The following is a 21,046-nucleotide window of genomic DNA, read 5'->3' on the forward strand; positions in this document are numbered from 1 at the left end:
GGGCCCTGCTGATGCAGGGCTTTTTTGCTGGTGGAGCGGTGTCTCCACCGAATCTAGGACGGGCCGGGCTCTGGTGGCGATTGCAGTACGACTCAGAAGCCCAACAAGGGAGGCCCCATCAGCACTGAGACCCGCGTCAACGAGCGCATCCGCGTACCTGAAGTCCGATTGATTGGTCCGGGAGGGGAGCAGGTAGGCATCGTGCGCATCGAAGACGCGCTGCGCGTTGCCGCGGACGCCGATCTCGACCTTGTCGAAGTAGCCCCTAACGCCAGACCTCCGGTCTGCAAGATCATGGACTACGGCAAGTTCAAATACGAGGCGGCGCAGAAGGCGCGCGAATCCCGCCGGAACCAGCAACAGACCGTCGTCAAAGAACAGAAGCTGCGCCCCAAGATCGATGATCACGACTACGAGACCAAGAAGGGTCACGTCATCCGCTTCCTCGAAGCGGGGTCGAAGGTCAAGGTCACCATCATGTTTCGCGGACGTGAGCAGTCGCGGCCCGAGCTGGGCTATCGACTGCTGCAGCGGCTCGGAGCGGACGTGGCCGAATACGGCTTCGTCGAGACGTCGGCCAAGCAGGACGGCCGCAACATGACGATGGTTCTGGCACCGCATCGCGGCGCGAAGACTCGCGCCAGGGCGCGGCATCCCGAGGGACCGGGAGCCGAACCGGCAACCGACGCCGATGCGGCCGGCGACAGCACACCTTCATCGAACTAACGAGGACTAGAGGAAACATGCCCAAGGCCAAGACCCACAGTGGCGCGTCGAAGCGGTTCCGCCGCACCGGGACCGGAAAGATCGCGCGCGAGAAAGCCAATCGGCGGCACCTGTTCGAGCACAAGCCCACCAAACGGACCCGGCGGCTGGCCGGCCGCACGATCGTGGCGGCCAACGACACCAAGCGCGTCAAGTCGTTGCTGAACGGCTGACCATCGCGCCGGACGACCGTTCGGTCCCGGCTCCAGACTTGCAGAACCATTCACTGCCTGAACGAGAGTAGGAACATCCATGGCACGCGTGAAGCGGGCAGTCAACGCCCAGAAGAAGAGGCGCACCGTCCTCAAGGCCTCGAAGGGCTATCGCGGCCAGCGGTCCCGGCTGTACCGGAAAGCCAAAGAGCAGCAGCTGCACTCACTGAACTACGCCTTCCGTGACCGCCGTGCGCGCAAGGGGGAGTTCCGGAAGTTGTGGATCTCGCGGATCAACGCGGCCGCCCGCGCCAACGACATCACCTACAACCGGCTGATCCAGGGCCTCAAGGCCGCGGGCGTCGAGGTGGACCGCAAGAACCTCGCCGACATCGCGATCACCGACCCGGCCGCTTTCACCGCGCTCGTCGAGGTGGCCCGCGCCGCCCTGCCCGAGGACGTCAACGCGCCGTCGGACTCCGGAGAGGCCGCCTAACCCGGCGGGTTCGTGCTCACCGAGCGCTCAGCCCGGGTGGCGGCGGCGGTCAAGCTGCATCGTCACGTCGGCCGTCGGCGGGCGCGACAATTCCTCGCCGAAGGGCCGAACCTGGTCGAGGCCGCCTCCGCCCGGGGGCTGGTCCGGGAGGTGTTCGTCACCGAGCTCGCGGCCGAGCGCCAGGCGTCGTTACTGGCCACGCTGCGGTGTCCCGTCCATCCGGTCACCGAGCGGGCCGCCAAGGCCCTCTCCGATACCGTCACCCCGACGGGGCTGGTAGCGGTGTGCGACATGGCGGAGACCCGCCTACAGGACGTCCTGGCGGGGTCGCCGCGGCTGATCGTGGTGGCCGTCGAGATCAGCGAGCCGGGCAACGCGGGCACGTTGATTCGGATCGCCGACGCCATGGGGGCGGGCGCGGTGATCCTGGGCGGTCACAGCGTCGACCCGTACAACGGCAAGTGCCTGCGCGCCTCGACCGGCAGCATCTTCTCGATCCCCGTGGTCACCGCGCCCGATGCCCCGGCGGCCGTCGCCGCGGTGCGCGCCGCCGGCCTGCAGGTGCTGGCCACCACGGTGGACGGCGAGACGCGCCTCGACACGGCCGACCTCGCCGCGCCGACGGCGTGGGTGCTGGGTCCCGAGGCGCACGGCTTGGCGGCGGAACTCGCCGATGCTGCGGACCATCGGGTGCGCATTCCGATGTCCGGCGGGGCCGAGAGCCTGAACGTGGCCGCGGCGGCGGCGATCTGCCTCTACCAAAGCGCACAGGCCCTGGGCATCCTGAGCTGAGCGGGCCTTGGCGGCACGCCTCGTCAAGCGGCGTTTCTGCCGCGGCCCCTCGCCGGCCGCAATCCGGCCAGGGAGAGCGTGGTGTGCACGATCGAGCCGGCACGTTCCATGATGGCTCGCGCGGGTTGGAGGGCCGGGTCCAGCGCGGAACGTGGGCGCGGCGGAAAGTAATGCATCGGCAGCCCGCGGCGGTCGCGCGGGGGTGCCATGAACGCCGGAGCCTCGACCAGCGGCGCGTCGACCGGGGCCCGCCCCTCCGCGCGGCGGTAGGCGGCCAGGGCGCGCGGGTGCAGCCGAATCTCGTCGGGAACGGCCAGGAACGCCAGCTCGACCAGCTTGCCGAATAGGCGCAGCAGGACCTCGTCACCAAGGGTCCACCGCATTCCGGCCTTCTCGCGCACCGCGGGGTCGAATAGGCCCGCCGCGATCCAGCGCTGGCCGGCCACCAGCGGCCTGAACAACTGATCCCAGAGCGGAGTCGGCATGAGGACGAAACTGGGCTTGGGGATGCGGATCCGGAAGATGTCGAGCGTCGCTTGGTTGATCTCCAGCTCCTCGCGGCAGACCCGGTCCCAGTACTTTCGGAAGTCCTCCCAGGACTCGGGCACCGGCCGCATGCTCATGCCGTACATGCGGTACCACCGCACGTGTTCGTCGAACAGCTGCCGCTTCTCGGCCTCGGTCAGGCCCCCACAGAAGTATTCGGCCACCTTGATGATCAGCATGAAGAAGGTGGCGTGCGCCCAGTAGAAGGTTTCCGGGTTGAGCGCGTGATAGCGGCGCCCGGTCGCGTCCGTCCCCTTGATCGTGTGGTGGTAGCTCTTGATCTGCCGGCCGGTCTCGGCGGCCCGGTCGCCGTCGTAGACGACGCCCATGATGGGGTACACCGACCGTGCCACCCGCTGCAGGGGCTCGCGAAGCAGGATCGAGTGCTCCTCGACGCCGGCGCCCAGCTCGGGATACATGTTCTGGATGGCGCCGATCCAGATCCCCATCATTCCGGTGCGCAGGTCCCCGAAGTACTTCCACGTGAGCGAATCGGGCCCGAGCGGATCCTCGGAAGGAGTGCCATAAGTCCCCGTGGCAGTCATCGCGGCCTCCTACTGTGACTGAGCTCACGATAACTTTGACAACGTACGTTGTCTACGACTTCGGCGCCGCGGCGCGAAGAGTGTTACCGGGCGTCGACCCGCGCGTGGCGGCGCCGTGATCAGGCCCTTTGCTGCGAGATGTGACACATCGGGCCCGGCCGTAATTGCCGGGCTCTGCGAAGACCACCTAACCTGGCGAAGGTGGAGGTGGCGCGTCGCGATCCGGATTCCGGCGAGCCCGACGACGCGGTGCAAACGCAGGCGCAGCCAACCCCGCGCCGGCTGCCACCCGCGTCGGTGCACACCGCGACGCAGTGGTTGAAGGGCAGGAACCACAACCCCGGCGCGGTGGCCTTTCTGCGCCGCGCGCGGCGGCTCTTGCCGGGCGATCCGGAGTTCGGGGACCCGCTGTCCACCGCGGGTGATGGTGGTCCGAGGGCCGCGGCGCGCGCCGCCGACCGGCTGCTGGGGGACCGCGACGCGGTGTCACGGGAAGTCAGTCTGGGCGTGTTGCAGGTGTGGCAGGCGCTTACCGAAGCGGTGTCCCGAAGGCCGGCAAACACAGAGGTCACCCTCGTTTTCACCGATCTGGTGGGGTTCTCCACCTGGTCCCTGAACGCGGGTGACGAGGCGGCCCTCTCGCTGCTGCGGCAGGTGGCGCGCGCGGTCGAACCGCCCCTGCTCGACGCCGGTGGGCACATCGTCAAGCGGATGGGCGACGGGATCATGGCGGTGTTCCGCGATCCGACGGTCGCCGTGCGTGCGGTGCTGGAAGCCAAAGCGGCGTTGAAATCGGTCGAGGTGGCCGGCTACACCCCCCGCATGCGGGTCGGAATCCACACCGGGCGCCCGCAGCGACTGGCCGCCGACTGGCTCGGTGTTGACGTCAACGTCGCCGCGCGGGTGATGGAACGGGCCACCAAGGGTGGAATCATGGTGTCGAGTTCGACGTTAGATCTGATATCGCAGAGCGAATTGGACGCAATGGGCATCGTCGCCAAGCGTGCACGCAAGCCGGTGTTCCCACACAAGAGCGCCGGCATTCCCGCGGACCTGGCGATTTACCGCCTCAAGACTCATAGGGAGTTGACAGCCTCCGATGACACGGCCGAAACACAGTCCCAGCCATAATGGATGGCAATGATGGGGGGCATATTTTCCCGGCTTGCCCGGGTCCAGTTCACGCTGGCATACGCCGCGGTTCTTCTGGCCATCAGCTGCGTCATCCTGGCGTTGGGTCCGCACGCACACGACGTCATCGTCGAGCGGGCCAGCACGAACCTGCACAACCTAGCGCACGGCCACCTGGGCACCCTGATCGGCAGCGCCCTGGTGGTCGACGCCGGCCCGCTCTACTTCTGGCTGCCCTTCCTGACGTGCCTGCTCGCGCTCGCTGAGCTGCACCTACGCACGATCCGGCTGATGATCGCGTTCGTCGTCGGCCACATCGGCGCCACGCTGCTGGTTGCCGCGGCGCTAGCCGCGGCGGTCGAAGTCGGTTGGCTGCCGGTGTCCATTACCCGGGTCAGCGACGTGGGGATGAGCTACGGCGCCCTCGCGGTGCTCGGGGCGATGACGGCGGTGATTCCCCCGCGCTGGCGGGCGGCCTGGGTCGGCTGGTGGGTGTCGGCGGGGCTGGCGGCGGCCATCATCGGTGGGGACTTCACCGACGCCGGTCATACCGTCGCCGTGGTGTTGGGCGTGCTGGTATCGGCAAGATTCCAGCAACCGATCCACTGGACATGGGTGCGCCGCCTGATGCTCGTGGCGTCCTCGGGATTCGGATTCCTGGTGCTAGCGCACCACTGGATCACGATGGCCGCGGCGCCGGTATTCGGTCTGCTGGGCGCGCTGGTCGCCTACACGACCGTCCAGTTCGTCGCAGCGCGCAAAGCGGGCCCACAGTTGCCTGCGGAAGACGACGCGCCGGCCAATCCCCAAGCGGTCGTCGTCGGCTAACCCGTCCGGACGGACGGGTGCGCCCACCCAAATGAAGCGCGCGGTCAGCGGCGCGCCGCGGGTCACTATGATCGGCACGTCGAGCCGTCCAGAATCGTCAGCAAGGAGAATGCCGCCGCGTGGGTGATCAACCCGTCGACCTGTCGCCCGACGCCTTGGCCCGAGCCGTCACCGCCGCCCAGCAGGCCATCGAACAGGCCGCGGACCTTGACGCCCTGGCGCGCGTCAAAACCGAGCATTTGGGCGACCGCTCGCCGCTGGCCCTGGCGCGCCAAGCGCTGGGCGCCTTGCCGAAAGACGAGCGCGCCGATGCCGGCAAGCGGGTCAACGTCGCACGCTCGGAGGTCCAACGCAGTTACGACGAACGGCTGGCCACACTGCGCGCCGAGCGCGACGCAGCGGTCCTGGTCGCCGAAGGCATAGACGTCACCCTGCCGTCGACGCGGCATCCGGCCGGGGCTCGGCACCCAATCACGATCTTGGCCGAGCACATCGCCGATACTTTCGTCGCGATGGGATGGGAGCTTGCGGAGGGCCCGGAGGTAGAAACCGAGCAGTTCAACTTCGACGCCCTCAACTTTCCCGCCGACCACCCCGCGCGCAGTGAACAGGACACCTTCTACATCGCGCCGGAGAATTCCCGTCAACTGCTGCGCACGCACACCTCACCGGTGCAGGTGCGCACCCTGCTGGCGCACGAATTGCCCGTCTACATCATCTCGATCGGCCGGACGTTCCGTACTGACGAGCTCGACGCCACCCACACGCCGGTCTTCCACCAGGTGGAAGGGTTGGCGGTGGACCGCGGCCTGTCGATGGCGCACCTGCGGGGAACGCTGGACGCGTTCGCGCGCGCCGAGTTCGGGCCCTCCGCGCGCACGCGGATCCGGCCGCACTTCTTCCCGTTCACCGAGCCGTCGGCCGAGGTCGACGTCTGGTTCGCCAACAAGAAGGGCGGCGCCGACTGGGTGGAGTGGGGCGGCTGCGGGATGGTGCATCCGAATGTGTTGCGAGCGGCCGGGATCAACCCGGACGTTTACTCGGGCTTCGCGTTCGGGATGGGCCTGGAGCGAACCCTGCAGTTCCGCAACGGGATTCCGGACATGCGCGACATGGTCGAGGGCGACGTCCGGTTCTCGCTGCCGTTCGGGGTGGGTGCCTGATGCGCGTTCCGTACAGCTGGCTGCGGGAAGTCGTCGCGGCGGGCGCCCCGGATTGGGATGTCGCACCAAAGGACCTCGAGCAGGCGCTCGTGCGGATCGGCCACGAAGTCGAGGAGGTCCAGACCCTCGGCCCGGTCGACGGCCCGCTAACGGTGGGACGCGTCACCGACATCGAGGAGCTCACCGGCTTCAAGAAGCCGATCCGCGCCTGCCTCGTCGACGTCGGCGCGGAAGAGCAGCGCGAGATCATCTGTGGTGCGACGAATTTCGCCGTCGGCGATCTGATAGTGGCGGCGCTACCCGGGACCATATTGCCTGGCGGATTCGCTATTGCCGCACGTAAGACCTATGGGCGTCAATCCGACGGGATGATTTGCTCGGCGGCCGAACTCGGCTTGGGTGCAGACCATTCGGGGATCTTGGTGCTACCGCCCGGGACCGCCGAACCCGGGGCGGATGCAGCCGCGGTGCTCGGACTCGACGACGTCGTCTTCCACCTGGCGATCACCCCCGATCGCGGGTATTGCATGTCGGTGCGCGGCTTGGCGCGCGAGATCGCCTGTGCCTACGACCTGAATTTCGTCGACCCTGCGGACGTCAAGCCCCTGCCGGCCGACGGCGAAGCCTGGCCACTGACCGTGCACGCCGACACCGGTGTGCGCCGGTTTTCCCTGCGGCCGGTCACCGGGATCGACCCCGACGCCGTGTCGCCATGGTGGTTGCAACGCCGGTTGCTGCTCTGCGGAATTCGGGCGACGTCGCCGGCAGTGGACGTCACGAACTACGTGATGCTGGAACTGGGCCACCCCATGCACGCCCACGACGCCAACCGCATCACCGGCGGTCTCGAGGTGCGGTTCGCCCGGCCCGGCGAGACCGTCGTCACCCTCGACGACATCGAGCGCAAGCTCGATCCGGCCGACGTCCTCATCGTCGACGACGCGGCGACCGCCGCGATCGGCGGCGTGATGGGGGCGGCGAGCACCGAGGTGCGCGCCGATTCCACTGACGTGCTGCTGGAGGCCGCCGTGTGGGACCCGGCTGCGGTATCGCGCACCCAGCGCAGGCTGCACCTGCCCAGCGAGGCAGCCCGGCGGTATGAGCGTGGCGTGGATCCGGCCATCTCGGTGGCCGCGCTGAACCGTTGTGCCACACTGCTCGTCGACATCGCCGGGGGAGCGGTGTCGGACAAACTCACCGACTGGCGGGGCGACCCGCCGCGTGACGATTGGGCCTTTCCGCCGATCCGCATCGCCGCCGACCTGCCGGACCGCTTCGCCGGCATCGCGTACGCCCCGGGCACGACCGCCAAGCGGCTGGCGCAGATCGGGGTCCTGGTGGCCGGCGAGGGTGACACGCTGACCGTGACGCCGCCGAGCTGGCGACCGGATTTGTCGCAGCCAGCCGACCTCGTCGAGGAGGTGCTGCGGCTGGAGGGGCTCGAGGCGATCCCTTCGGTGCTGCCGTCCGCGCCCGCGGGCCGGGGGCTCACCGCGGTGCAGAAGCGCCGCCGCGCCGTCGGCAAGTCGCTGGCCCAGTCCGGGTTCGTCGAGATCCTGCCCACTCCGTTCTTGCCGGCCGGGGTGTTCGAGCTGTGGGGCCTGCCCGCCGATGACTCGCGACGCCGCACGACTCACGTGCTCAACCCGCTGGAAGCCGACCGCCCGCACCTGGCCACCACGCTGCTGCCCGCCTTGTTGGAAGCGCTGACACGCAACGTATCCCGCGGCCTCGTCGACGTCGCGCTGTATTCGCTGGCGCAGGTGGTGCAGCCGACCGAGGAAACCGGGGGCGTCGAGCTGATTCCCGTGCACCGCCGCCCGACCGACGACGAGATCGCCCTGCTCGACGCGTCCTTGCCTCGGCAACCCCAGCACGTCGCCGCGGTAATGGCGGGCTTGAGTGAACGGCGTGGTCCGTGGGGACCCGGCCGCCGCTTCGAAGCCGCCGATGCGTTCGAGGCGGTGCGAATCGTCGCCCGTGCCAGCGGAGTCGAGGTGCAGCTCCGCGCGGCGCAATACCTGCCCTGGCATCCCGGCCGGTGCGCCGAAGTGCTGGTCGGCGAGACCACCGTCGGTCACGCAGGTCAACTGCATCCCGCGGTGATCGAACGCTCTGGCCTGCCCAGAGACACGTGCGCGATGGAGCTCAACCTCGACGCGATCCCTCTCACCGATCTGCTTCCGGCGCCACGGGTCTCGCCATACCCCGCCGTCTTTCAGGACGTCAGCCTGGTGGTGTCCGCGGACGTGCCGGCTCAGGCGGTGGCCGACGCGGTTCGCGAGGGCGCCGGCGAACTGCTCGAGGACATCCAGTTGTTCGACGTCTTCACCGGCCCGCAGATCGGGGAGCACCGCAAGTCGCTGACGTTCGCATTGCGGTTCCGCGCGCCCGACCGCACCCTCACCGAGGACGACGCCAGCGCCGCTCGCGACGCTGCGGTGCAACGCGCCGCCGAAGTGGTCGGCGCCGAGCTGCGCGCCTAGGCGACGGTCCCGAGCCGCGAGCGTAACCGCACTGCGAAAATACGGCTCAAGAATCGCAACCCCGTTACGCTCGCGGACTTCGCACAGGTCCCGGATTCGCACCTGCCGTTGCGCAAACGGCCGGGGTCCGTCTGCACCACACATAGCGATGTGCGTCGGACTTAAGCGAAACCTGTGAAAACGCGCGTGGTCATTTTGTTCTTTGGAGGTTCGTTATTAGGCTCATGTCAGTCTTGGTTACTCTGGGGTAAGTTCCCGGTCGGTAACCGGGAGCTAGGGGAGTACGAGGGGGCCTCGCGCAAATCGTGCGCGAGGCCTTATTGTACTCATGTTGAATAGTGGCGGCCGCCGGTCACCGCTTTAGCGGCGCGAGGAAAGGTTGGAAATGTCGTTTGTGATCGCAACGCCGGACCTGGTTGAGAGTGCAGCTCAGAGTTTGGCGGGTATTCGTTCGTCGTTGGCGGAGGCCGCGGCGACTGCGGCCAGTCCTACCACGGGCATCGTCGCGGCGGCGCAGGACGAGGTATCGGTTGCGATCGCATCGCTGTTCGGCAATTTCGGGCAGGAGTTTCAGGCGCTGAGTGCTCAGGCGCAGTCGTTTCACGCGCAGTTCGTGTCGTTGATGAATGCCGGTGCGGGGGCGTATGGGAGCGCGGAAGCGGCCAACGCCGCGCAGACGATTCTGGGTGGTCTTGATGGCGGCGTGCTTGGTGGGGTGGGGCAGAGTTTGGGTGGGGTCGTGTCGGGTGGTCAGGCGGCCCTCGGGCAGTTGGCCGGGAACCTGGGTGTGGGTGTCAATGGTGCGGTGACGGCGCTGGGTAATGGCAGCATCGGGGCATTTGTGGGTGGTGAGCTGCAGAGTGGGGCGCAGGCGATTTCGAATGCGATCGCCGGTGCGCAGCTCACGGTGGGGGGCCTGCAGACCGGTGGGGCTGCGGGGGTGCTCGACGGGTTGAGTTCGTTTGGCGCCACGGTGGCCGGCCCGTATCAGGCCCTGTTCACCAACACCGTCAACAACCTGGGTTCGATCGGGAACACCTTGGTGTCCAACCCGTTCCCGTTCCTGCATCAGCTGGTCAACAACCAGATCTTCTACGGTCAGACGATCGCCACCCAGCTTGCGACCGGCATTCAGAACCTGCCCACCGAGCTGGCCAACCTGCCGGCGGCGATCCAGGCCGGCATCCAACAGATCGCCAACTTCAACCCCGGTGCGTTCGTGCAGCAGCTGATCAACACCCAGATCGGCTACGCCCAAACCATCGCCACCGGATTGCAAAGTGCCGCACAAGACCTCGTCACCGGCATCCAGACCCTGCCCGCGGGCCTGGCGACAGCCTTCCAGGCCCTGCTGGCAGGTGACCCCTCATCCGCATTCTCCGCCCTCAGTTCCGCCCTCGAGACCGCTTTCCTTCCGGGATTCAGCCTGGCCACGCTGCCGTCCGGGATTATGAGCGTGACGCCGCTGGGACCCCTGGGAGACCTGGCGCCGATATTCAACATCCCCGGCCAGATCGCGCAAAGTTTCGCCGACTTGCTGCCCCTTGGGACGGTCCCGCACATGATGGCACAGAACGCAACGAACCTGGTCGAGGCATTCACGAATTTCGGTACCACGCTTGACCTGAATGCATTGAACATCAACTTCGGGCTGCCGCTGCAGTTGATTTTGGATGGTATCGGTGGACCGATCAACGGGCTGAGCGCATTCAACTCCACCGCGGTGGCGCTGGGAAGCGCGCTGCAAACCGGTGACCTGACGGGCGCGTTGACCGCATTCCTCGACGCTCCGGCGAACGTCACGAACGCCTTCCTCAACGGCACCACGAACCTGTTGTTGCCGTCGGCCGACCTCGGCGGTGGTCTCAGCTCGGCTGTCGAGATCCCCTTCGGCGGGATCCTCACTCCCCTAACCCTTCCGACTCTCGTGATCAACATCCTGGGGACCGACACGCCGCTGCCGCTTCTCGGTGGGACCGGAGTCGGTGGAATCATCCCCGGCCTGATCGGCTTCGGGCCTCAACTGGCGGCGGCAATCATGTCCACCATGTAGTAGGTGCTGGCGGGCGGGGCGTTTGGGTGAGCAGGCGTCCCGCCGCGTCGGCTCTAGCACGACTAGTGCGATCGTCCGACTGTGCGGCCGTGGTTCGGCTGCAAATTCAGCCCGAGGCGCAGCAGCGCGTGCGTTCGCAGGTCGATCGCTGAGGCGCCTGACCGGCGAAAATAACAATTCTCCAAATTTCCCGCCGTCCGTCGCGACGTGTGATTACGCTCACATGGCCTGGGTGAACATCCGGTAACCGTCGTATTGGCCGATGGGAGATCGATATGTCGTTCGTCTTCGCGGTGCCGGATGAAGTGCAAGGAGCGGCGCAGAACCTGGCGAACATCCGGGAAGCGATAGCAGAGGCCAGTTCGTCGATCGCGGGACCCACCACCGGAGTCGTCGCGGCGGCCCAGGACCAGGTATCGGCGGCGGTCGCCGCAATGTTCGGCACCTTCGGCCAGGAATATCAGGTTCTCAACAACCAGGCCCAGGCCTTCCACGACCAGTTCGTCGGCCTGCTGAACGCGGGCGCCGGCGCATACCTCGGCAGCGACGTCGCCAACGCGCAGCAAAGTCTGATGAACGCGGTGAGCGCACCCGTCCAGGGAATCCTCGGGCAGGCCGGCGCGGCGGCAGCAGCAAACGGCGCCGCCCTCGGTGCCGCTGCCGCGCAGCCCGCGGCCCTCCTCGATCCAATCGTTGGCGGGGGGACAATCGGGGGTTCGCTCCTGGGCGGTCTCGGCGGTGGATCGGTGGGCGCGAGCATCAACGGCGTGGTGAGCGCCCTCGAGAGTGGCAACCCCCTCTCGTTCCTATCCGGGGCGGCCCCGCCGAATGTGTTAGGGGGCATCCCAGGGCTGCCGGCAACCCTTCAGTCGCTCGAAAGTGCGCTGCTGCCACAGTTATTCAATGCCGGGACGAGCCCGGGCGTGCCCGACATCGCGGGACCGTATCAGACGCTTTACAACAACACGGCCGCCAACCTGCAAGCCGTCAGCGGTCTATGGTCCGCCAACCCTGCGCCCCTATTGCGCCAGTTCATCGACAACCAAATCGCCTACGGACAATTGGTCGCCACTTCTTTCCAGCACGCGGCCACCGGCTTCGCAGCCGGGGTGGTTGCCCTGCCATCTTCTTTCCAGGCCGCGTTTCAAGCCCTCTTGACGGGCGACGCGACCGGGGCGGTCACCGACATCGGCAAGGGATTCGCCAACTTATTTTTCTCGGGTCTCGAGTTCAACACCAATGGGACCGTGACAGTACTGGGTGCGCTGGGCGACCTGTTGCCCATTGCCGCCGTTCCGGGTGATGTCGCGTTGAACTTCAGCAATGTGGTCGGAACCCTTACCGACTCCAATATCTCGTTTTCTTTCTTACCGCCGTCATTCTCGGTCGGATTGCCTTTAGCCCTGGCTCTTGATGCCATTGGCGCGCCGGTTACAACGTTGAGCGCGTTTGCGAGCAGTGCGAATGCTTTTGCCGAAGCGGTACAGACCGGCAACGCGCTGGGCGCCGCGGCTGCCCTCATCGACGCGCCCGCGGTTGTTGCCAATGGCTTCCTCAACGGGGAACAGTCGTTGACGCTCGAATTGCCTACGTCTTTGTCACCGATTCCCTTCACGTCCTCATTGACGGCGACCGTTCCGCTTGGGGGACTTCTGGTTTCGCTCCAACCGGTCAACGCGACTGCCGTCGTTGCTGGTATTCCGACGACGATTCCGCTCGCGGGAACCGAGTTCGGCGGCCTGATTCCGGGCCTCTATAGCGGGTCCGTGCAACTCGCTGATGCGATAAGCGGGGTCGTAATTCCCGGCGAGATGCTTGTCGGGCGACTATGACGCCAGTCCATCGCGCCTTCTTGAATGACTACATCGGCACAGGGGCTGCGCGCATCTGAGCTGGCCTAGGCCGAAGCGACCCAACCAACATAACGAATCGACCATTTTCCCTCGTGCTCGGCTGAATTGCCCTTACGCTAATTTCGGCCGATGTCTATCGGGCGGCTTCGGGACAGCAATGGGAGATGAATATGTCTTTTGTGGTTGTAATTCCGGATCTGGTGACGACCGCTGCCCAGGACTTGGCGGGTATTCATTCGGCGCTCAGCGAAGCCGCTGCGGCGGCCGCAGGTCCCAACACGGCGGTGGTGGCAGCGGCCGAGGACGAGGTATCGGCCGCGATCGCGTCGGTGTTCGGGGGGTTGGGTCAGGACTATCAAGCGCTTTGCGCTCAAGCCGCGGCCTTTCATGGGCAATTCGTCAACCAGTTGGCGGGGTCCGCGGCCGCCTACCTCAGCACCGAGGCCGCGAGCGCCCAGCAGGCGGTGTCGAACGCGGTCAACGCGGCTGCGGCCGCACCAACCGACATCGGCGGCTCGCTCGGCGCGGTCCTCGGCGCGTATGAGAGCCTGTTCGCCAACACCGCAGCCAACCTGAGCGGCATCGGCAACACGTGGGTGAATGTTACGGAGCCGGCACTGCTGCAGGCGTTCGCCACCCAAGTCAGCGTCCCGCAACGGATCGCTGCGGCATTCGGCAGCGGAAACCTGTCGTCGCTGTTGAATGTGACCGGGCAGAGCGGCCTCGGCTACGCGAACCTGGCGCAGCAGCTGACCACGCCGATATCCGTGTCGCTCACGTCTTTGAGTCCGTCGGGTGCATCGATCGCGGTCGGATTCGGGCTGCCGACCCTGTTGGCCTTCGATGCGTTGGGAGCACAAGTGAACGCAGCGTCCGCGGCGGCGGCCAGCAGCGCGGCGTTCTTTAGCGCGGTGCAGGCAGGCAACCCGGTCGGCGCGGCCATCGCACTCATCGATGCCCCGGCCAACATCGCCAACGGACTACTCAACGGGCAGGAGACCGTCGCGGTGAACCTGCCGCTACCAGGATTGTCGCTGACGGCCAACGTTCCCTTCACCGGACTCTTCGCACCTCTTCAGCCCTGGACGGCCACCGCGACCGGTCCCGGTCTGCCCCTGATGAATACCGTCACTGTGACGGGGCCTCCTGTGGGTGGCCTGGTTCCGGCATTACTGAACTACGTGCCCCAGTTGCTGGCAACCGCATTGACGGGCTGACCCGTCGGGGGAACCAACCGAACCTTGGCGTCCGCCCGCGCGTTTCGCATTGCGCGGCTTTTTTCGCTTGGTGGACGGCAAACCGCCGGATTTTGTCCGCACGCAAGTAAATCCCTATTAGGCTCGTGTATCGCCTGGATGACCATTAGATGAATCGCCGTAACTCAGTCAAAGGGGACTGACATGTCGTTTGTCGTCGCGGTGCCGGAGCTGGTTCAAGGCGCGGCACAGGATCTGGCAGGAATACAGGACGCACTCGCCGAGGCTGCGGCCAGCGTCGTCGGCCCCACGACCGGGGTCGTGCCGGCCGCGGCGGACGAGGTATCGGCCGCGATCGCATCGATGTTCGGCAGTTTCGGACAAGAGTTCCAGGCGCTCAGCTCGCAAGCGCAGGCGTTCCACGCCGAATTCGTCAACTTGATGAACGCCGGCGCCGGTGCCTACCTCAGCGCCGAGGTCACCAACGCCGAGCAGGCGCTGGCCAATGCGGTCAGTGCTCCGGCGCAGGCGCTGTTCGGCGGTGCGGCGTCTCTCGGCTCAGGCGGCGCGGCGACCTCGGCCGCCTCGGGCGGCTTCCTCGGGGGACTCCTTGGCGGGAGCGGCACGTCGGGGGGCGCATTGATCAGCAGCCTCACCGGTGGCGGAAGCGGTGTCGGTGGCCTCCTCACGGGCCTCACCGGAAGCAGCGGCGTCGGCGGCATTCTGGCCAGCCTGGGTTCCGGCACCGGGCTCCTCGGGGGTCTGACCACTGGCGCGACTGATCTCGGTGGCCTCCTCGGCGGTCTGACCGGCGGAACGAGCGGCCTGACCGGGCTTCTCGGGGGTCTGACCGGGGGCGGTGGGCTACTTGGCGGCCTGAACTCGCTCGGAGGCAACCTGGGCTCGCTCCTCTCCGGCGTGCCCGGCCTGTCCGGCGCTCTTTCGGGGCTTGAGAATTCGCTGACGGGCGTGGTGAATTCGCTGCTTCCGGGTCTGGTCAACATGCAAGTCGGCGCGGGCCCGTACTTCACCGGTTTGTGGGGGCCGTACGAAGCGCTCTTCTACAACACCTGGACCAACCTGCAGAGCCTCGGCGCCGGTTGGTTGGCCGATCCCTTCCCGTTCCTGCGCCAGTTCGTCGCCAACCAAATCGGCTATGCGCAGACAATCGGGGCCGCCCTGCAATCGGGTAACTTCGCACCCGTCGCCGCGATACCCGGTGAAATTGCGCACAACTTCACCAATGTCTTTGCGACGCTCACCAATACGAACATCACGTCCGCACTGGTCGTGTCACAGCTGCTCCCCCCGCCGAGTCTGGGTATCCAGAACGCGGTCGGGCTGCCCCTGGTCTTCGGTGCGAGCGTACTGGGCCCCCCGGTCGCGGCCCTCGAGGCGGCGGGTTCCAGCGCGTCCGCATTCATGGCGGCGGTACAGGCCGGCAACCCCGCGGGCGCCTTTGCCGCCCTGTTCGACGCGCCCGCCGTCATCGCCAACGGTTTCCTCAACGGCCAGGTGACCTTCCCCTACGCCCTGAGCCTGTCAAGTGTGACCGGAGCGTCAGGGATCAACCTCGGTGAGATAGCGGACCTCAGTGTGGTCGGCAACTTCCCGCTCGACGGCTTGCTGCATCCGCCGGGCTACTACCCGGTGACCGCCACGCTGTCGGTGCCCGGCAATGCCGTCGGCCCCGTCAACGTGAACATCGGGGCGGGCACGACGCCGTTCAGCGGCCTCCTGCCCTTCCTCATCAACTACGCGCCGCAACAGCTGGCCCAGGCCATCGGCGCCCCCGCGTCGCCGCCGCCCCTGCTTTCACTGCCGCTCTTCACCTTCTAGTCATACGACCGTATTTCGGTGTCGTTCCTTCGGCCGGTGCCCGTCGGCTTCGTTTTTCTGTATGCCGGCGGCCGCGGAGCGGAATCGCGGCCTGTACGAGCGGAACAAGACGCTCGTACAAAAAAGCTCTAAGAACGGCTTCCGATTTCGCCAGCGGACCGCTATTTTCAGTCCTGAGGGACCCCGCACCGAACCCACGTACAGAGCACGACGGATGCGCTCGCACAGCGACATTCCGGAACGCAGGCGTCCGAACCGGTGTATCTGAAAACTATGGTTTTCGGATCAATTCCACTCGGCGTAATTACCCTCAAGTCTGCCTCGACTCGTCGGGCCCTAGTCGTTCATTTGTCGTGGGGAGATGGACATGTCATTCGTATTCGCGGTACCAGATGTAGTCGAGATTGCAGCGCAGGACCTGGCGGGCATCCGCTCGGCGCTGGATGAGGTCGCGCAAGCGGTCGTCGCGCCGACAACCGGACTGGTGCCGGCGGCCGGCGACGAGGTGTCGGCCGCGATCGCCTCGCTGTTCGGAAACTTCGGTGAGGAATTCCAGGCCCTCAACGCCCAAGTCGGGGCGTTCCACAACGCGTTCGTCAACGCGTTGGGTGGTGGCGCGGCCGCATATGCGAGTGCCGAGGTGGCCAACTCGGCGGCGTTCCTCTCCGGAAGCGGCAATCTGGCCGCGGACCTCGGCGCCGCGCTGTCCGGATTTGGCGCCTCGCTCGGCGCGTCGCTGTCGGGCGGCTTGAGCACCAGCCTCGGGGCAAGCCTTGGGCCCACCATCGGGACGCTGCTCAGCGCCGGCATCGGCGGAGTCGCCGCCCAGACCGGCGGATTCATCTTGTCGAGCATCGGTGGCGGTCTGGTCGCGACGGGCAATGCAATCACGCAGGCCGGGCTCGCTCTGGAAAACGCCGGCGCAAGCCTGTCGGCCCTCGGTGGTCCGCTGGTCGCCCAGGCCAACGCCGCGCTGGCCGCGCTGCTCAACGCAGACTTCGCCGCCAACATCAGCGCGGCACTCAACGCCGGCGTGAACGGCAGTCTCGCCGGGTTGTTCCAGACCGGCGCCAACTTGGCCGGCAACCTCGGGGCCAACCTCAACGGCGCGCTCAATGCCTTGTTGAGCGGCAACCTGGCATTGCCCGCCCTGCCGCCCATCACGTTCCCGGCGTTGCCGCCGATTGCGTTGCCGAACATCGGTGCTGACATCAACGCGGCGCTCAACGCGCTGCTGTCGGGCAACCTGGCGTTGCCGGGTCTGCCGCCGATCACGTTCCCGGCGTTGCCGCCGATTGCGTTGCCGAACATCGGTGCTGACATCAACGCGGCGCTCAACGCGCTGCTGTCGGGCAACCTGGCGTTGCCGGGTCTGCCGCCGATCACGTTCCCGGCGTTGCCGCCGATTGCGTTGCCGAACATCGGTGCTGACATCAACGCGGCGCTCAACGCGCTGCTGTCGGGCAACCTGGCGTTGCCGGGTCTGCCGCCGATCACGTTCCCGGCGCTGCCGCCGATTGCGTTGCCGAACCTGGGCAACCTGGGCGTGGAGCTGAGCGCGGCACTCAATGGCATCAGCGGCTCGCTGAGTGCGTCCCTGAACGGGTTGGGTGCGTCGCTGAACGCGGCTCTGAATGCGGCGCTGTCGGGCAGCCTGGCGTTGCCGGGTCTGCCGCCGATCACGTTCCCGGCCCTGCCGCCGATCTCCTTGCCGGACATCGGAGCTGACATCAACGCGGCGCTCAACGCGGCGCTGTCGGGCAGCCTGGCGCTGCCAGGTCTGCCGCCGATCACGATCCCCGGGCTGCCGGCCTTCACGTTACCCGGCCTCCCGCCGATCACGCTGTCGCTCGGCGCCCTCGGGACTGACCTCAGCGGTGCGCTCAATGCCTTGCTCACTGGCAGCCTGACGCTGCCGGGCCTGCCGCCGTTCACCTTCCCAGGCCTGCCGCCGCTCACCCTGCCGACGCTGCCCCAACTTGGCGCGGACATCAACGCGGCGATCAACGCGGCGCTGTCGGGGAGCTTGGCGTTGCCGGGTCTGCCGCCGATCACGTTGCCGGCGTTGACGTTGCCGAGCCTGGGCAATCTGGGTGTTGAGCTCAGTGCGGCGCTCAATGGGATCAGTGGTTCGCTCAGTGCGTCGCTGAACGGGTTGGGTGCGTCGCTGAACGCGGCTCTGAATGCGGCGTTGTCGGGCAGCCTGGCGTTGCCGGGTCTGCCGCCGATCACGTTCCCGGCGTTGCCGCCGATTGCGTTGCCGGACATCGGTGTTGACATCAACGCCGCCCTGAACGCGTTGTTGTCGGGGAACCTGGCGTTGCCGGGTCTGCCGCCGATCACGTTCCCGGCGTTGCCGCCGATTGCGTTGCCGGACATCGGTGCTGACATCAATGCGGCGATTAACACGTTGCTGTCGGGCAGCCTGGCGTTGCCGGGTCTGCCGCCGATCACGCTGCCGGCCCTGCCGCCAATTTCGTTGCCGGACATCGGTGCTGACATCAACGCGGCCCTTAATGCGGTGTTGACCGGTAACTTGGCGTTGCCGGGCTTCCCGCCGATCACGTTGCCGCCCATCACCTTCCCGGCGTTGCCGGACCTGGGCAGTCTGGGTGTTGAGCTCAGTGCGGCGCTCAATGGGATCAGTGGTTCGCTCAGTGCGTCGCTGAACGGGTTGGGTGCGTCGCTGAACGCGGCGTTGAACGCGGCGTTGTCGGGCAGCCTGGCGTTGCCGGGTCTGCCGCCGATCACGTTCCCGGCGTTGCCGCCGATTGCGTTGCCGGACATCGGTGCTGACATCAACGCGGCGCTCAATGCGTTGTTGACGGGGAACCTGGCGTTGCCGGGTCTGCCGCCGATCACGTTCCCGGCGTTGCCGCCGCTGACGTTGCCGGACATCGGTGCTGACATCAACGCGGCGCTCAACGCGCTGCTGTCGGGCAACCTGGCGTTGCCGGGTCTGCCGCCGATCACGTTCCCGGCCCTGCCGCCAATTTCGTTGCCGAACATCGGTGCTGACATCAACGCCGCCATCAATGCGGTGTTGACCGGTAACCTGGCGCTGCCGGGCTTCCCGCCGATCACGTTCCCGGCCTTGCCGCCGTTGGCGTTGCCGGACCTGGGCAGTCTGGGTGTTGAGCTGAGCGCGGCGCTCAATGGGATCAGTGGTTCGCTCAGTGCGTCGCTGAACGGGTTGGGTGCGTCGCTGAACGCGGCGTTGAACGCGGCGTTGTCGGGCAGCCTGGCGTTGCCGGGCCTGCCGCCGATCACGTTCCCGGCGCTGCCGCCGTTGACGCTGCCGAATATCGGTGCTGACATCAACGCCGCCCTCAACGCGTTGTTGACGGGCAGCGTGACGATCCCCGGCTTCCCGCCGATCACCCTGCCCGGCCTGCCGTCGCTGACCCTGTCGCTGGGTGCGCTCGGTACCGACATCAACGCCGCCCTCAACGCGTTGTTGACGGGCAGCTTGACGATTCCGGGCTTGCCGCCGATCACCCTGCCGGGCCTGCCGTCGCTGACCCTGTCGTTGGGGGCGCTCGGTACCGACCTCAATGCGGCGATCAACGCGGCGCTGTCGGGGAGCTTGGCGTTGCCGGGCTTGCCGCCGATCACGTTGCCGGCGTTGACGTTGCCGGACCTGGGCAATCTGGGTGTTGAGCTCAGTGCGGCGCTCAATGGGATCAGTGGTTCGCTCAGTGCGTCGCTGAACGGGTTGGGTGCGTCGCTGAACGCGGCGTTGAATGCGGCGTTGTCGGGCAGCCTGGCGTTGCCGGGTCTGCCGCCGATCACGTTCCCGGCGTTGCCGCCGATTGCGTTGCCGGACATCGGTGCTGACATCAATGCGGCGATTAACACGTTGCTGTCGGGCAGCCTGGCGTTGCCGGGTCTGCCGCCGATCACGCTGCCGGCCCTGCCGCCGCTGACGTTGCCGGACATCGGTGCTGACATCAACGCGGCCCTTAATGCGGTGTTGACCGGTAACTTGGCGTTGCCGGGCTTCCCGCCGATCACGTTGCCGCCCATCACCTTCCCGGCGTTGCCGGACCTGGGCAGTCTGGGTGTTGAGCTCAGTGCGGCGCTCAATGGGATCAGTGGTTCGCTCAGTGCGTCGCTGAACGGGTTGGGTGCGTCGCTGAACGCGGCGTTGAACGCGGCGTTGTCGGGCAGCCTGGCGTTGCCGGGCCTGCCGCCGATCACGTTCCCGGCGCTGCCGCCGATTGCGTTGCCGGACATCGGTGCTGACATCAATGCGGCGCTCAATGCGTTGTTGACGGGGAACCTGGCGTTGCCGGGTCTGCCGCCGATTACGTTCCCGGCGTTGCCGCCGATTGCGTTGCCGGACATCGGTGCTGACATCAACGCCGCCCTGAACGCGCTGCTGTCGGGGAACCTGGCGCTGCCGGGTCTGCCGCCGATCACCCTCCCGCCGTTCGCGTTGCCGAACCTGGGCAACCTGGGTGTGGAGCTGAGCGCCGCGCTCAACGGGATCAGCGGCTCACTGAGCGCTTCGCTTAACGGGCTGAGTGCATCGCTGAACGCGATGCTGGGCGGCAGCCTGAACCTGGGTGCCAATCTCAACGGGTTGATCCAGACGGGTGCGACGCTGGCCGGTAACTTCGTCACCGGCCTGGGTGACCTGGCCACCAACATCACGGCGGGCCTGAACACGGCGATCCAGACGGGGGCGAACCTGGCCGCCGACTTCTTCGCCGCGCTGCCGACCCTGTCGCTCCCCAACCTGGGGCTGACGATCAACGCGGCACTGAGCGCCAGCCTCGGCGGGGCCCTGAACGGCCTGCTGAATGCCACTGGGTCGCTGGCAGGCGGCCTCACCGGTGGTCTGGCCGGCCTGGTCAACGCCGGCGAGACCCTCGGGGCGAGCCTCGGCGCCGGACTGGGCGGTCTCGCGCAGACCGGTGGCACGCTGGCCACCATCTGGGTGGACACCACCCAGGCCGTGGCGGACGCCCTGGGCACGGGCCTCGAGGCGAGCGTCGGGGTTGCCTTCCCGGGTCTGTTCCAGACCGGTGAGACCCTCGCGCTCGGGCTCGAGGACGCCGTCGGCGGGCTGGCTCAGACGACTGGTGGTCTGACGGCCTCCCTGGAAGCCGCGCTGACCGACCTGGGGGCCTCCCTCCAGGCCGCCATCAACGCCAGCCTGGGCATCGGCATAGCCGCCTGATCCGCGGGTAAGCCCC

At 67.1% G+C, this 21,046-nt stretch carries 14 protein-coding genes; 13 read left to right on the forward strand and 1 reads right to left on the reverse strand.

Going from position 1 to position 21,046, the window contains the following annotated elements:
* Positions 1 to 117: 117 nt before the first annotated feature.
* From infC to G6N56_RS02075, 4 genes are all read left to right on the forward strand, one after another.
* On the forward strand, positions 118 to 726 hold the full coding sequence (infC, locus tag G6N56_RS02060) for a translation initiation factor IF-3 (protein ID WP_085253800.1): 609 nt from the start codon (positions 118 to 120) through the stop codon (positions 724 to 726).
* Positions 727 to 743: 17 nt separating this feature from the next.
* A complete protein-coding gene (gene rpmI / locus G6N56_RS02065; RefSeq protein WP_085253801.1) occupies positions 744 to 938 on the forward strand; it encodes a 50S ribosomal protein L35 in 195 nt (64 codons plus the stop codon).
* 79 nt (positions 939 to 1,017) lie between these two features.
* Positions 1,018 to 1,413 carry a 50S ribosomal protein L20 gene (gene rplT, locus G6N56_RS02070; RefSeq protein ID WP_085253802.1) on the forward strand — a complete coding sequence of 132 codons (396 nt, stop codon included), beginning with the start codon at positions 1,018 to 1,020 and terminating at the stop codon, positions 1,411 to 1,413.
* Positions 1,414 to 1,425: 12 nt separating this feature from the next.
* On the forward strand, positions 1,426 to 2,205 hold the full coding sequence (locus tag G6N56_RS02075) for a TrmH family RNA methyltransferase (RefSeq protein WP_085253803.1): 780 nt from the start codon (positions 1,426 to 1,428) through the stop codon (positions 2,203 to 2,205).
* 23 nt (positions 2,206 to 2,228) lie between these two features.
* Here G6N56_RS02075 and G6N56_RS02080 read toward each other — a convergent pair whose 3' ends face one another.
* On the reverse strand, positions 2,229 to 3,296 hold the full coding sequence (locus G6N56_RS02080; protein WP_085253804.1) for an oxygenase MpaB family protein: 1,068 nt from the start codon (positions 3,294 to 3,296) through the stop codon (positions 2,229 to 2,231).
* 201 nt (positions 3,297 to 3,497) lie between these two features.
* On the opposite strand from G6N56_RS02080, the gene G6N56_RS02085 reads away from it, so the two are divergent.
* The 9 genes from G6N56_RS02085 (at position 3,498) to G6N56_RS02125 (ending at position 21,030) form a co-directional block, all read left to right on the forward strand.
* On the forward strand, positions 3,498 to 4,427 hold the full coding sequence (locus tag G6N56_RS02085; RefSeq protein WP_085253805.1) for an adenylate/guanylate cyclase domain-containing protein: 930 nt from the start codon (positions 3,498 to 3,500) through the stop codon (positions 4,425 to 4,427).
* A gap of 9 nt (positions 4,428 to 4,436) precedes the next feature.
* Positions 4,437 to 5,255 (forward strand): rhomboid-like protein, encoded by an 819-nt coding sequence (locus G6N56_RS02090; RefSeq protein ID WP_085253822.1) that lies wholly within the window; start codon positions 4,437 to 4,439, stop codon positions 5,253 to 5,255.
* 119 nt (positions 5,256 to 5,374) lie between these two features.
* Entirely contained in the window at positions 5,375 to 6,418 is a 1,044-nt protein-coding gene (gene pheS, locus G6N56_RS02095; RefSeq protein ID WP_085253806.1) for a phenylalanine--tRNA ligase subunit alpha, read from the forward strand.
* Positions 6,418 to 8,904, forward strand: a complete 2,487-nt coding sequence (pheT, locus tag G6N56_RS02100) for a phenylalanine--tRNA ligase subunit beta (RefSeq protein ID WP_085253807.1) — start codon at positions 6,418 to 6,420, stop codon at positions 8,902 to 8,904. The genes pheS and pheT overlap by 1 nt, the downstream gene beginning before the upstream one ends.
* A 385-nt stretch (positions 8,905 to 9,289) precedes the next feature.
* Complete coding sequence (locus G6N56_RS29370; RefSeq protein ID WP_085253808.1) at positions 9,290 to 10,957, forward strand: PE family protein; 1,668 nt, start codon at positions 9,290 to 9,292, stop codon at positions 10,955 to 10,957.
* Between the two features lie 275 nt (positions 10,958 to 11,232).
* A complete protein-coding gene (locus tag G6N56_RS02110) occupies positions 11,233 to 12,789 on the forward strand; it encodes a PE family protein (protein ID WP_085253809.1) in 1,557 nt (518 codons plus the stop codon).
* Between the two features lie 191 nt (positions 12,790 to 12,980).
* Positions 12,981 to 14,027 carry a PE family protein gene (locus G6N56_RS02115; RefSeq protein ID WP_085253823.1) on the forward strand — a complete coding sequence of 349 codons (1,047 nt, stop codon included), beginning with the start codon at positions 12,981 to 12,983 and terminating at the stop codon, positions 14,025 to 14,027.
* Positions 14,028 to 14,210: 183 nt separating this feature from the next.
* Positions 14,211 to 15,845: a PE family protein gene (locus G6N56_RS29375; RefSeq protein WP_085253810.1), complete on the forward strand. Its 1,635-nt coding sequence runs from the start codon at positions 14,211 to 14,213 to the stop codon at positions 15,843 to 15,845.
* 367 nt (positions 15,846 to 16,212) lie between these two features.
* Entirely contained in the window at positions 16,213 to 21,030 is a 4,818-nt protein-coding gene (locus G6N56_RS02125) for a PE family protein (protein WP_163645076.1), read from the forward strand.
* Positions 21,031 to 21,046 lie beyond the last annotated feature (16 nt).

The sequence above is a fragment of the Mycobacterium saskatchewanense genome, from assembly GCF_010729105.1.
Classification (GTDB): domain Bacteria; phylum Actinomycetota; class Actinomycetes; order Mycobacteriales; family Mycobacteriaceae; genus Mycobacterium; species Mycobacterium saskatchewanense.